At 72.3% G+C, this 12,010-nt stretch carries 10 protein-coding genes; 2 read left to right on the top strand and 8 right to left on the bottom strand.

The features are described from left to right. Nucleotides 1-127 precede the first annotated feature (127 nt). Complete coding sequence (locus ABZ862_RS27185; RefSeq protein WP_360963119.1) at nt 128-1,066, bottom strand: diiron oxygenase; 939 nt, start codon at nt 1,064-1,066, stop codon at nt 128-130. A 173-nt stretch (nt 1,067-1,239) separates the two neighbouring features. On the opposite strand from ABZ862_RS27185, the gene ABZ862_RS27180 reads away from it, so the two are divergent. Further along, nucleotides 1,240-2,346: a ferritin-like domain-containing protein gene (locus tag ABZ862_RS27180; protein WP_360963117.1), complete on the top strand. Its 1,107-nt coding sequence runs from the start codon at nt 1,240-1,242 to the stop codon at nt 2,344-2,346. A gap of 73 nt (nt 2,347-2,419) precedes the next feature. On the opposite strand, the gene ABZ862_RS27175 is transcribed toward ABZ862_RS27180, so the two are convergent. The 4 genes from ABZ862_RS27175 to ABZ862_RS27160 all read right to left on the bottom strand — a co-directional run bounded on the left by ABZ862_RS27175 (nt 2,420) and on the right by ABZ862_RS27160 (nt 6,614). Further along, nucleotides 2,420-3,871 (bottom strand): penicillin-binding transpeptidase domain-containing protein, encoded by a 1,452-nt coding sequence (locus ABZ862_RS27175; RefSeq protein WP_360963114.1) that lies wholly within the window; start codon nt 3,869-3,871, stop codon nt 2,420-2,422. Continuing rightward, nucleotides 3,868-5,334 (bottom strand): FtsW/RodA/SpoVE family cell cycle protein, encoded by a 1,467-nt coding sequence (locus tag ABZ862_RS27170; protein WP_360963111.1) that lies wholly within the window; start codon nt 5,332-5,334, stop codon nt 3,868-3,870. Before ABZ862_RS27170 ends, ABZ862_RS27175 begins: the two co-directional genes overlap by 4 nt. Nucleotides 5,335-5,375: 41 nt before the next feature. After that, complete coding sequence (locus ABZ862_RS27165; RefSeq protein ID WP_360963108.1) at nt 5,376-5,999, bottom strand: SH3 domain-containing protein; 624 nt, start codon at nt 5,997-5,999, stop codon at nt 5,376-5,378. A 108-nt stretch (nt 6,000-6,107) separates the two neighbouring features. Continuing rightward, on the bottom strand, nt 6,108-6,614 hold the full coding sequence (locus tag ABZ862_RS27160; RefSeq protein WP_360963106.1) for a dual specificity protein phosphatase family protein: 507 nt from the start codon (nt 6,612-6,614) through the stop codon (nt 6,108-6,110). Between the two features lie 100 nt (nt 6,615-6,714). Between ABZ862_RS27160 and ABZ862_RS27155 the strand changes: the two genes are divergently transcribed. Continuing rightward, nucleotides 6,715-7,518: an NERD domain-containing protein gene (locus tag ABZ862_RS27155; RefSeq protein ID WP_360963103.1), complete on the top strand. Its 804-nt coding sequence runs from the start codon at nt 6,715-6,717 to the stop codon at nt 7,516-7,518. A gap of 180 nt (nt 7,519-7,698) precedes the next feature. Here the strand turns inward: ABZ862_RS27155 and ABZ862_RS27150 are convergent, their stop codons facing one another. From ABZ862_RS27150 to ABZ862_RS27140, 3 genes are read right to left on the bottom strand one after another with little or no spacing between them, the layout of a single operon-like run. Beyond that, on the bottom strand, nt 7,699-8,481 hold the full coding sequence (locus ABZ862_RS27150) for a helix-turn-helix domain-containing protein (RefSeq protein ID WP_360963100.1): 783 nt from the start codon (nt 8,479-8,481) through the stop codon (nt 7,699-7,701). A gap of 37 nt (nt 8,482-8,518) precedes the next feature. Beyond that, nucleotides 8,519-8,890, bottom strand: coding sequence for a hypothetical protein (locus ABZ862_RS27145; RefSeq protein WP_360963097.1), 372 nt, complete (start codon nt 8,888-8,890; stop codon nt 8,519-8,521). Beyond that, complete coding sequence (locus tag ABZ862_RS27140) at nt 8,887-11,349, bottom strand: nitric-oxide reductase large subunit (RefSeq protein WP_360963094.1); 2,463 nt, start codon at nt 11,347-11,349, stop codon at nt 8,887-8,889. Before ABZ862_RS27140 ends, ABZ862_RS27145 begins: the two co-directional genes overlap by 4 nt. Between the last annotated feature and the right edge of the window lie 661 nt (nt 11,350-12,010).

Genomic DNA, 12,010 nt, shown 5'->3' with positions numbered 1-12,010 from the left:
GCCCCCACCACGGCCTCCGCACTGCGCCGGCCCCCCCGCCGCCCCTCGGCCCGCCGGGCCCGGACCCTGCCCCTGCCCCGGGCCCGAGCACGCCGAAGCACCCCCGTGCGGAGCGGCTGCGCAGCGGCTACGCCAGGAGTCCCGACGAACGCCACAGCCGCCGCCCGGCTCCCCGCAGCACACCGATGTCGTCGAGGAAGTCGGTCAGTTTCTTCGCCCCGGTCTGCATGACCTCCCGCCGGTGCCCGCTGGCCTTCACCTGGGCCAGGGCCTCCCGCTGGTCGAGGCCGACGTTCGTATAGACCTCGGGGTTGACGAAGGCGACCGAGAACACCCGGGCGAACTCGCCGGAGGTGATCCGGGTGAACTCCCGGGACCAGCGGGGCGCGGTCGTCATCTGCCGCCGCAGCTCCTCGCGGGCGTAGCGCACGTGCCGCGCCTCCTCCACGACGTGGATCCGTGTGACGCCCCTGATCAGCGGCTGGATCCGCTCGTCGGGGAACGTGAGCCGCTGCATCCAGTCGAGGACCTCCTCACCGAGCAGGGTGGCCGTGAAGGAGCCCGGGGTCGTGGAGATCGTCTTGAACAGCCGGCCCAGGTTCCTGTGGGCCCGGCTCACCGGATACCAGGGCGCGTCGCCGCGCGAGATGAGGCGGGCGAACATCTTCGAGTGCCGGCACTCGTCCTCGATCTCGGTGAGGGCGTAGCGGACGTGGGCGCTCGTGGCGGCCTTGTCGTAGATGTGCCGGACCAGCAGCTGCATGAGGATGAGCTCGAACCAGATGCCCAGCGAGGCGAGCGCCGCGGCCTCGTGCTGGGAGAGGAGGACGCGCTGCTCCTCGCCCATCCGCTTCCACAGCGGCGTGTCGTACAGCGACACCAGCTCGGGCGGCCAGAACCACTTGCCCTCCTCGAAGGGCGCGTCCCAGTCGAGCTCCCGGTCGGGGTCGAAGGAGTGCCTGGCGGAGGAGTCGAGGAGCCGCTCGGCCACCTGCTCGCGGTCCTTGAGCAGCCCGAGCGCGTCACGCACCCCGGCGAGCGCGTCGGCTTCCGTCACGGTCGTCATGGCTGGTCCACCTCGTGGTACGGGAATGTGTCGGCGTGGGTCGGTGCGGGCCGGTGCGATCCGGCACGGGGTTACCCGCGGTACCCCCTTATGAGACTGCCTGTCAGCAAGACCGTCAATCCCCCGTGCGCGACTTGTTGACGGCGGGTCTACCGCGTGTGAGCCTGCGGGGTATGCCGACGCATGAGCTCTACGCCGTCCCCGGGGGAGACCCCCACTGGCAGGTGCCCGCGAACGGCGCCGCCAGGTTCAGCTGGGAGTACGACGACGGCCGTGACCGCCTGCTCGCCCTGTACCAGAAGGGCAAGGACAAGCAGTGGGACGGCCAGAAGCGCATCGACTGGGACCTGGAGGTCGACCCCTGTGACCCCCTCGGCACCCCCGACGAGGTCAGCCCCCTCTACGGCACCGCCCACTGGGCGAAGCTGACCGACAAGGACAAGGGCGAGCTGCGCCAGAACTACGCCGCCTGGCAGTTCAGTCAGTTCCTGCACGGCGAGCAGGGCGCGATGGTGTGCGCGGCGCGGATCGTCGAGTCGGTGCCGGACATGGACGCCAAGTTCTACTCGGCCACCCAGACCATGGACGAGGCCCGGCACGCCGAGATCTACGCCCGCTTCCTGCACGAGAAGGTCGGGATGCTCTACCCGATCAACGACAACCTCCAGTCCCTGCTCGGCGACACCCTGCGCGACAGCCGCTGGGACATGCCGTACCTGGGGATGCAGGTCCTGATCGAGGGCCTGGCCCTCGCCGCCTTCGGCCTGATCCGCGACACCACCGACAAACCGCTGCCGAAGCAGATCCTGGCCTACGTCATGCAGGACGAGGCCCGCCACGTGGCGTTCGGCCGGATGGCCCTGCGGGACTACTACCGGCAACTCGGTGACGCCGAACTCCGCGAGCGCGAGGAGTTCGTCATCGAGGGCTGCTACCTCATGCGCGACCGACTGCGCGGTGTCGAGGTCCTGGAGAACTTCGGCATCCCCAGGGCCGAGGCGGAGGAGTACAGCGAACAGTCCGAGTTCCTCGCCATGTTCCGCAAACTCCTCTTCTCCCGCATCGTCCCCTGCGTCAAGGACATCGGCCTGTGGGGCAAGCGCCTCCAGCAGGCCTACGTCGACATGGGCGTCCTGGAACTGGGCGACTCGAACCTGGAGCTCCTGATGGCCCAGGACGAGGAGATCGCCGACCACCTGGACGCCGAACGCTTCGCCGCGGAGGAGAGGGCCAGGATGGCGGAGGTGACGGGGGCGATCGAGGCCGGGGCGGAGGGGTGAGGCGCGGGTCGATGCCGTCGACCGCCGGCCGCCGGGCCGTACCTCTCCCGACGCGGCCGGTGACTGAGCGCTCTCACGGATTCAGCACCGCCTCCATCACCGCACGCGCGATCGGTGCCGCGATGCCCCCGCCGGTGATCTCACCGCGGTCGTCCGAGGCGTCCTCCACCACCACGGCCACCGCCACCCTCGGCTGCACCTCGTCGTCGGGCTGGGCCCAGGAGACGAACCAGGCGTACGGCATCGCGGCATTGCCCAGGCCGTGCTGGGCGGTACCGGTCTTGCCGCCGACCACGGCGTCCGGGATCGCGGCGTTGCGTCCGGTGCCCTCCGTCACGACGCCGGTCATCAGCTCCTTCATCAGGTCGGCCGTCTCCCGGCTCATCGCCCGGCGGGCCGGGCGCGGGGCCGTCGACGCGATCGTGCGGCCCGCCCCGTTCGTGGTGCGCTCCACCAGGTACGGCTCCCGCACCTGGCCGCCGTTCGCCACGGCCGCCGCCACCATCGCCATCTCCAGCGGCGTGGCCCGCGTGTTGTACTGCCCGATCGACGCCAGCGCCAGCTGCGCCCGGTCGACGTGCCGGTCGAAGGTGCTGCGCGCCACGCCGAACGGGACGCGCAGCGTGGCGTCGCCGAACCCGAAGCCCTCCGCCGTCGCCGCCATGGCCCTGGCGCCGACGTCCACACCGAGCTTCGCGAACACCGTGTTGCACGACCACTCGAACGCCTCCCGCAGCGAGGCGTCCGCGCAGCCGTCGCTCTCGTTCGTCAGCAGTGTCCGCGTCCCCGGCAGCCGGTAGGGATCAGGGGAGTCGGTCGGCGCGTCCAGGTCCGTGACCACCCCGGCGTCCAGCGCGGCCGCCGCGGTGACCACCTTGAACGTCGAACCCGGCGGATACGTCTGCCGTACCGCCCGGTTGAGCATCGGCCTGGCCGGATCCGCGTTCAGCCGCGCCCACGCCCGCACCGCCCGCGTACCGTTCCCGGACAGCTCGGCCGGGTCGTACGACGGCGACGACACCAGCGCCAGGATCCGCCCGGTGGACGGTTCCAGCGCGGCCACCGCGCCCTTGTGGCCGTCCAGCCCCTCGTACGCCGCCTGCTGGACCGCCGGATCGATCGTGGTGACCACGTCACCGCCGGGCGGCCGGGTCCGCGTCAGTCCGCCGAACAGTCGCGCCAGCAGCGGCGCGGTGCCGGACAGCACCGCGTCCTCGGCGTGCTCCAGGAACGTGGTGCCGTACTCCTGCGACGCGAACCCGGTCACCGGCGCGTACAACGGCCCGTACGCGTAGGTCCGTTCGTAGCGCAGCTGCTGCCCGGTGTCCCGGGAGCCGGTGACCGGCGTCCCGCCGACCAGGACGTCACCGCGCGGCTGCCCGTAACGGACGATGCCCGTACGCCGGTTGGCGGGGTTGCCGGCGTAGGCCCCGGCGTGCCCCACCTGCACACGGGCGGCGTTCACGAGGAGCGCCAGCAGGAGCAGGACGCAGAAGGCGGCCGAGTGGCGGATGCACCGGGTCACCGGCGGGCCTCCTCGTCTGTCACGGCATCAGGTGTATCGGGTGCGTCAGGCGCATCGGGTGTATTGGGTGTATTGGGCGCATCGGGCATGGTATCCGTCGGGGTGTCTTCCGGGGTGCCGCCCCGGTTCCCGCGGGCCGAGTCGCCCAGGCGGATCAGCAGGGCCACGATCGCCCAGTTGGTGACGACCGACGAACCGCCCTGCGCCAGGAACGGCATCGCCATGCCGGTCAGCGGGATCAGCCCCGTCACGCCGCCCGCGATCACGAACACCTGGAGCGCCAGGAGCGAGGCGAGCCCCACCGAGAGCAGCCGCCCGAACGGGTCGCGCAGGGCGAGTCCCGCCCGGAAGCCGCGCTCCACCAGCAGCGCGTACAGCAGGAAGAGCGCGGCGAGCCCGGCCAGGCCCAGTTCCTCACCCGCCGTGGCCAGCACGAAGTCCGACTTGGCGGCGAAACCGATCAGGATCGAGTGCCCGAGCCCCAGCCCGGTGCCGAGCACCCCGCCCGCCGCGAACGCGAACAGCGACTGCGCCAGCTGGTTGGGGCCCCGGCCCGCCTCGATCGACGCCAGCGGATGCAGCCAGTCCGTGATCCTGCCGTGCACATGCGGTTCGAGCCGTCCCACCGCCATCGCGCCGAGCACCGCCAGCAGCAGCCCGACCGCGATCCAGCCGACCCGGCCCGTGGCGACGTACAGCAGCACCACGAACAGCCCGAAGAACAGCAGCGAGGTGCCCAGATCGCGCTCCAGCGCCAGCACCCCGATGCTCAGCAGCCACACCGCGGCGACCGGCCCCAGCACCCGCCCCGTCGGCATCTGCATCCACCACAGCCGGCGCCCGGCATGGGCGAGCGCCTCGCGGTTGGCGGCGAGATACGCGGCGAAGAACACCGCGAGCAGCACCTTCGCGAACTCGCCCGGCTGGATGGACAGCCCGGCGACCCTGATCCAGATGCGGGCGCCGTTGACCGCCGGGAAGAACACCGGAAGCGTCAGCAGCACCAGCGCGGCGCCCCCGCAGACACGCGCGTACCGCCGCAGCGCCCGGTGGTCGCCGAGCAGCAGCACCACGACGATGAACACCCCCACGCCGAGCGTGGACCAGACCAGCTGGGCGGGCGCCGCCGGGTCGGCCGGGGTCTCCAGGTCGAGCCGGTAGATCAGCACCAGACCGATCCCGTTGAGCAGCACGCCGATCGGCAGCGTCAGCGGATCGGCGTACGGCGCCCGCAGCCGCACCGCGAGATGCGCGAGCAGCGCGAGTCCGCCGAGCCCGGCACCGTACCCGGCGGCGCCGGGCGGGACCGCGCCCGTCCGGGCGAGGCCGACGGCGCAGTAGCCGTACACGCACAGCAGCACGGCCAGGGCGAGCAGGGCGAGTTCCACGCCCCGGCGCCGGGGGAGGCGCACGGCGGACTCGGGCGGATCCGCCGCCGCCACGGTCGTTCCGGCCTTGATCATGTCCGGAACCTACCCAATGGAGGTACTTGTGCCGTTGAGGCTCAGCACCAGCGTGGCGCGGGCCCGATGACGTCGATGTAGCGCGCCGGGCCCCAGGCCCAGGTGCCGTCCGGGAGCAGGTACCAGATCCGGTTGCCGTCGACGGCCTGCCCGCGGGTCCGGCAGTAGATCGGGACGAACTGTCCGCGGCGCACGACCCGGATCACCCGGCCGCCCCCGCTCGGCGCGCTGCGCAGCACCAGCCGGCGCGCGGTGACGACGCCTCGCGCGTTCCGCTGCCCGCGGCCCTGCTCCTGTCCGGAGTCCCGGCCCTGCTCCCGGCCCTGTTCCAGTCCCTGCCCCTGGCCCCGGCCCTCCTCCTGGCCCAGGTCCTGGCCCAGTCCCAGTCCCTGTCCCAGGTCCTGGCCCAGGTCCTGGTTCAGGCCCTGGGCCTGATCGAACCCCTGGTTCAGGCCCTGCTGTCCCGCCTGGCTCCGGTCGAGGTCCCCACCGTCCCCGCCGCCGGCGAACTGCGCGGCGGCGAGGTCGCCGCCCTGGGCCGCTCCCCAGTCCTCGTCGGCCACGGCGGGCGCGACCGCCACGGTGGTCACGAGGGCGCCGGCGGCGGCTGTTATGGCCAGGCGGGCCAGCGAGGAACGCAGGGACGTGCGGGGCGAACGGGACATGGGGGTACCTCCGGGGTCATGGCGTCATGAGCAGACGGGATATATCTGATCAAATGCCACACTAGGAGTACGCTGTGTGAGCCGCCCGTCGCGCTGCGCCATCGGGGCCTACTCCGCCAGTTCCTCCAGCAGTCGTGCCGTGGGCAGCCCCGTCCGGAGATACCCGACGAACAGGTCGTTGTGCAGCGCCCACGGCGAGCGCCGGGTCCTGATCAGCCGGATCGCGTCCTGCGCCGTCCGCCCCTGCCGCACCAGCGTGTGCGCGACCACGAGCCCCGAGCGGTTGTAGCCGTGATAGCACCGCACCAGCACCTTGCGGCCCTGCTCCACCGCCTCGCACGCGGCCTGCGCCAGCCGGATCACCCCCGCGAGCTGGGTCCCGTCCAGCGGCCCGTCCGGGATCGGCCACACCTGGTGCTCCACCCCGGGCCCCGGACCGTGCCCCGGGAACCTGAGCAGGGTCTGCACGAGATCGAACTCGTCCGCCACGACGGCGAACTCCAGATGCCCCGAACGCCCCCGGAACTCGTGCCCGCCCATCCACAGCCCCGGCACGATCTCGTCCCACGGCCGCTCCGGAGCCGGCACATCGGGTTGCCTCCAGCGGGTACGCACCAGCGCCTCCCCAGGTCCCCCTCCCGTCCTTCTCCCAAGGTAGCCAAGTTCTTGCCCCGGGAGCACCCCGCCTGGTCCCATGGTCGTGGGGTGATGGTGCATGAAGAGACTGCGCGTCGTACCGGCCTGGCGTCACGGCCAGGAACGTCTCTACGTCCGGCTCGACGACGGACGGAACATCGCCTGGTACGACAGGGAGGCCGCCCGGGTCAACCTGCTCAGCCAGGACCACCGGGAAGGCGTCCTCGACGCCCTCGGCCCCTTCCTGACCGGCCCGGTCGCCGTGGGCCCGCCACCCGTGCCGACCCCCGCCGAACTGGCCAGGCTCGCCCTCCACCCGGACGACGACCTGGCCCCGAACCGTCCCGGCGAGGCGCTCCTCGTCGCCCTCGACCGCGACCCGGCACCTCCGCACCGGCTGCGCCCCGACCCGCGCCGCCGGGCCCTTCAGGCCGAGCAGACCGTCGGCGGGGAACTGGACCGGCTCGACGGCGCCGGCTGGCACACCCTGCACTCCCTGCCGCTGCCCGGCGGCGACCGCGTCCACCACCTGGCCATCGGTCCCGGCGGACTCCTCGCGATCCACTCCGTTCACGCCCGCAGACAGAGGGTCCTGGTCGCCGACCCGATGATCACCCTGGGCCGCCACGAACCCAGCGCCCTGCTCCGCCGGGTACGCGCCGACGCCGACCGCGCCTCCTACGCCCTCACCGCCGAGGTACGCCCGGTGCTGGCCCTGGTCGACCCGACCGGGATACGCGTCCTGGCCGCGCCGCCCGACGTACGGATCCTGACCGCCGCCGACATCCCCGGCCTCGCCCGGCTGGGCGGGGTACTGAAACCGGCGGACGTGGAGACCCTCCACGCGCTGGCCCGGGACCGGGGGACGTGGGGGAGGGCGTGAGGGGCGGCGGTGGTCTCACGGGCCGCGTCCCGGCCCCGGTCGGCGAACACCCTCCCCGGCCGCAGACCGCAGGCCGCGGGTCATCCGGCGAAGACGGCGCCGCGCAGGCCCACCGCGTGCCGGGCACCGGACATCGGACGCCGGACACCGGCCGCGATCCGGTGTGCGACGGTACGGCCGCTACGGCTTCGCCGTGTCGCCCCGGGTGGCGTCCGCCGGCCGCAGATGGGCCAGGCACAGCGACGGTTCGGCGAAGACCTCGAGGCGCTCGGCGGTCAGCGGCGCGCGTACCTCCGCGAGCACGCCCCGCATCAGCCCCAGGTGCAGGGAGCACACCACCTCGCGGTGCTGCTCGGCGATCTCCCGGAACGGGCAGTGCCGGACGCGGATCTCCGTGACGGGACAGGACGCGGCCCCGGCCCCGGCTCCGTCGGCATCGGTGCCGGTGCCGGTGCCGGTGCCGGTGACGGTGCCGGTGACGGCGGTCGGTGTCTCGGGGGCGAAGCCGACGCTCTCCAGCACCTTCACCAGCCGCCGTACCGCTTCCGCGGCGTCGATCTGCTCCAGCGGGGCCGGCCGGTCGGCGAGATAGCGCCCCCACCTCTCCCCGGCCTCGATCGCGGCCCGCTCCGGGTGCGGTACCGAGCCGACGACCAGGCCGGTGAGCATCTCGGCCAGCATCCGGTAGCTGCGCAGCCCGCCGCCGGCGTCCACGGCGACGGCCCGGTAGACCATACGGGGCCTGCCGGGCTGGTCGCGTTCCTCCGGGTCGCGCGTGGCGAGTCCCGCGTCGACCAGCCCGTCGAGATGGAACCGGGCGGTGTTGGGGTGCAGATCGGCGCGCGCGGCGACGTCCTGCACCCCCACCGGTCCTGCCGCGGCGCGCAGGATCTCCAGCACCCGGGTGCGGCTCTCACCCAGGGGCTGCGACGGACGCGGGTCGGTCAGTACCTGCTCGCTCATGGCACCAGTTTATTCGAATACCTCCGTAAAAATTACCTCACGGTGCCTGCCGCGGGGCCCGCCGCAGCCGCCGCAGCAGCCGGTAGGCGATCAGCGCGTGCGGGCCGCCCGCCGCGAGGAGCACGAGGGACTCCAGGAGCCGGTGGTGGAACAGCAGGGTCGCCACGGCCAGCAGGACGGCGATCACCGACACGAAGGCCGACAGCACCCGGTGGAAGCGGCCCACCTCCGAGTGCGGCCACTCGGTCGGCTCGGCGGGCTCCGGCGCGTCCGGTACGGCACGCCGGTACCCGGCGAAGACCTGCGAGGCCCAGGCGCTGGTGGGCTGGCTGCCGTAGAACTCCAGCACTCCGGCCACGACCAGCAGGACGGCGGAGTAGAGCGCGACGAAGACGACCTCGCCGCTCACGTCTCCTCCCGGCCGCGGGCCGCCGCCTCGGCGGGCACGATCTCGGTGAACAGCAGGTCCCGCTCGGCGCATTCGAGATCGTCGTCGACGACGGCGGCGGTCCCGCTCGCCGGCGGTGCCCCGGCGGACACGTCCGGTACCGCCGCACCCACCGGACCACTCACCGGGCCATCCGCCGGACCGCCCACCGGATCACCCTTCTGGGCGCCCGAATTCCGGTACCTGACGCCCTGCCAGGTCATCCACAGCAGCGGCAGCACCCCGCCGACCAGGAACACCACGTCACCGGGCAGCCTCAGCCACTCCAGCACGGTGTTGGCGTGACCCTGGAGGTAGCCCAGGCTGCGGGCGTCGGCGTACCCGGCGTCGACGACCTTGTAGAGCTGGAGCGCGCCGCCGGGCAGCAGCGTGGCGAAACTCATCCACGCCAGGCCCAGGTTGAGGGACCAGAAGGAGATGCGCGGCCACTTGTCGCTCCAGCGGTCCTCGGGGATGAGATAGCGCAGCGCGAACATGGCGAAGCCGACGGCGAGCATCCCGTAGACGCCCATCATGGCGGCGTGCGCGTGGTTGGCGGTGAGGCCGGTGCCGATCTCGTAGTACGACACGATCGGCAGGTTGATCAGGAAGCCGAACACACCGGCGCCGAGGAAGTTCCAGAAGCCCACCGCGGCGAGGAACATGACCGCCCAGCGGTGCGGGAACGGCGTCGACGAGGGGCTGTGCCTGCGGGCGCCGAGCTGGAGGAAGCCCCAGGCCTCGACGGTCAGGAACAGCAGCGGCACGACCTCCAGCGCGGAGAACATCGCGCCCAGGGCGAGGTGTTCGGCCGGCTCGCCGGAGAAGTACAGGTGGTGCATCGTGCCGACGATGCCGCCCGCGCTGTAGAGGACGATGTCCAGGTAGATCACGGCCAGCGCGACGCGCTCGCGGACCACGCCGAGCAGCACGAAGAGGTAGGCGACCGTGACGGTGGTGAACAGCTCCAGGAAGTCCTCCACCCACAGATGCACGACGATGAACCGCCAGAAGTCGGCCTCGGTGTAGGCGGAGTCGGGGGAGGCGACCAGGCCGACGGCGTAGAAGGCGGGCAGCGCGAGGGCGGCCATGAAGAACAGCCACGGCATGTTGGCCACGCTCTCGGCGGCGAGCCGGCGGCGCAGTCCCCGGTAGAGGATCACCGTCCACATCGCCAGACCGCCGACCAGCAGCACCTGCCACAGCCGTCCGAGGTCCAGGTACTCCCAGCCCTGGTCGCCGAGCCAGCTCCACATGCTGCCGAACCAGCCGCGGATGCCCGCGAGTTCGCCGAGCAGCGAGCCGAACACGACCACCGCGAGGGCTCCGAGCAGCAGCCGTGACAGCAGCGCCTGCCGCTTCGGTTCCCAGCCGCGCGCGATCAGCGGCGCGAGGAAGATGCCGATGGCGAGGAACGAGGTGACCACCCAGAAGATCGCCAGCTGGGTGTGCCAGGTCCGGGTGACGTTGTACGGCAGCAGCCGGTCGAGCGGGATGCCGAAGAAACTCCCGAGGTCGGCCCGGTAGTGCTGGGTGGCCGCGCCGAGCAGCGACTGGATCAGGAAGAGCGCGGCCATCACGAGGAAGAACCAGGAGGTGGTGCGCTGCGCGGGGGTGAGCCGCACGTCGCGCGGCGCGTGGAAGCGCAGCACCCGCTGGTCGCGGCCGTGCCAGCCGAGGAAGTTCCAGCGGCCGAACGCCGCGAACAGCCCGCCGGTGCCCACCAGCAGGAAGATCAGCGACAGCACGCTCCACGTCATGGTGTGGCCGGTGGGGTGGTTGTCCACCAGGTTCTCGGCCGGCCAGTTGTTGGTGTAGCTGTAGTTCTCGCCGGGCCGGTCGGCCGCGGCGGCCCAGGCCGACCAGCCGAAGTAGGCGGTCAGCCGGTGGATGGCCTCCGGGTCGGTGATCGCGTTCGGGCGCAGGCCCTGCTTGCCGTCGGGGCGGCCGAGCAGGTCCGCGTAGTGCGCGGTCACCTGCCGGAACGCGGTGCCCTGCGCCGCGGACCAGGTGAGGGTCCTGGTGTCCGCGTCGTAGCGGTTGGTGCGGAAGTCCTTGACGGTGCGCTCGTGCGCGTCCGTGGAGCCGGTGGCCGAGGCCGCGTACTGCTGCTGCACGGACCCGGCGGCGCGGTGCAGATAGTCGGCGGTGAAGTCGGGGCCCAGATAGGCGCCGTGGCCGAAGATCGAGCCGTACTGCATGAGGCCGTTGCGCAGGAACGCCTTCTGGCCCTCCCGCACGTCGTCACCGGTGAACAGCTGCTCCCCGCTCGTGGTGACCACGCGGTCCGGGATGGGCGGTTCGGCCTGGTAGGTGCGCATGGCGAGCAGTCCCATGACCAGGAAGCCGATGGCGGTCACCAGGACCGCCGCCTGGATCCAGCCGCGCGCGATCATGCGGGGCCGTCTGTTCGAGGGAACCACGATGTCGGGTGTCCCCATATGTACTCCTCAGGACAGGTGGTGCGCGGGAGGGGTCGGGTCGTTCCTCTGCGGAGTAATGACGATCAGCAGAGTAAAAACAAATTAGCATCGTGTAAAAGAGGTTCGAAGGGCGGGTCGAAGGGGGGCGATGGGCGGGAGGGCGTGTGAAGGTGCTCGCGGTGGCGGTGTGTCCCCGTTCCGCCCCGTCCGCGGAAGATGTCCCCGCGGGCGGCGGGCGATCCGCGCGGACCCGGGCCCAACGCCCCCCTTGCCAGGACCTGGTTCAGGGCCGGTCGGCCCTCTCCATCAGGGACCGCCGGTCGGGGCACCCGGGACCGCGCGGCCCACGCAGCCGTCAGGACGGCGGGTGATGCTGGCGGGTGACCGGTGCGGAGGCGCCGAGAACCGCTGGTTCGTCTGCCCGACCAGCACGTCCCCGAGCGACGCGGCGGCTTGCCGCGCCCGCACCCACCCGTCCGGTCGCTTCGAGGCCGCCGCCCGCTGCACGTCGCCAGCGGTCGGGCGGCGGCCCGATACGTCCGGTGCCGTACGCGGTGCCGGACGGGGAGCGCAGCGGCACGGGGCCGGCCGACGACACGACGGGATCCGGGACATGAACGAGGTCCGGGACGTGCACGAGGCTCGGGACGTGAACGGGATCCGGGACGCGCACGAGGCC

It is taken from the genome of Streptomyces sp. NPDC047000 (assembly GCF_040644295.1).
Taxonomy (GTDB): domain Bacteria; phylum Actinomycetota; class Actinomycetes; order Streptomycetales; family Streptomycetaceae; genus Streptomyces.
Note: the sequence above shows the minus strand (reverse complement) of the source record. Positions and strands in the feature narration are given on the sequence as shown.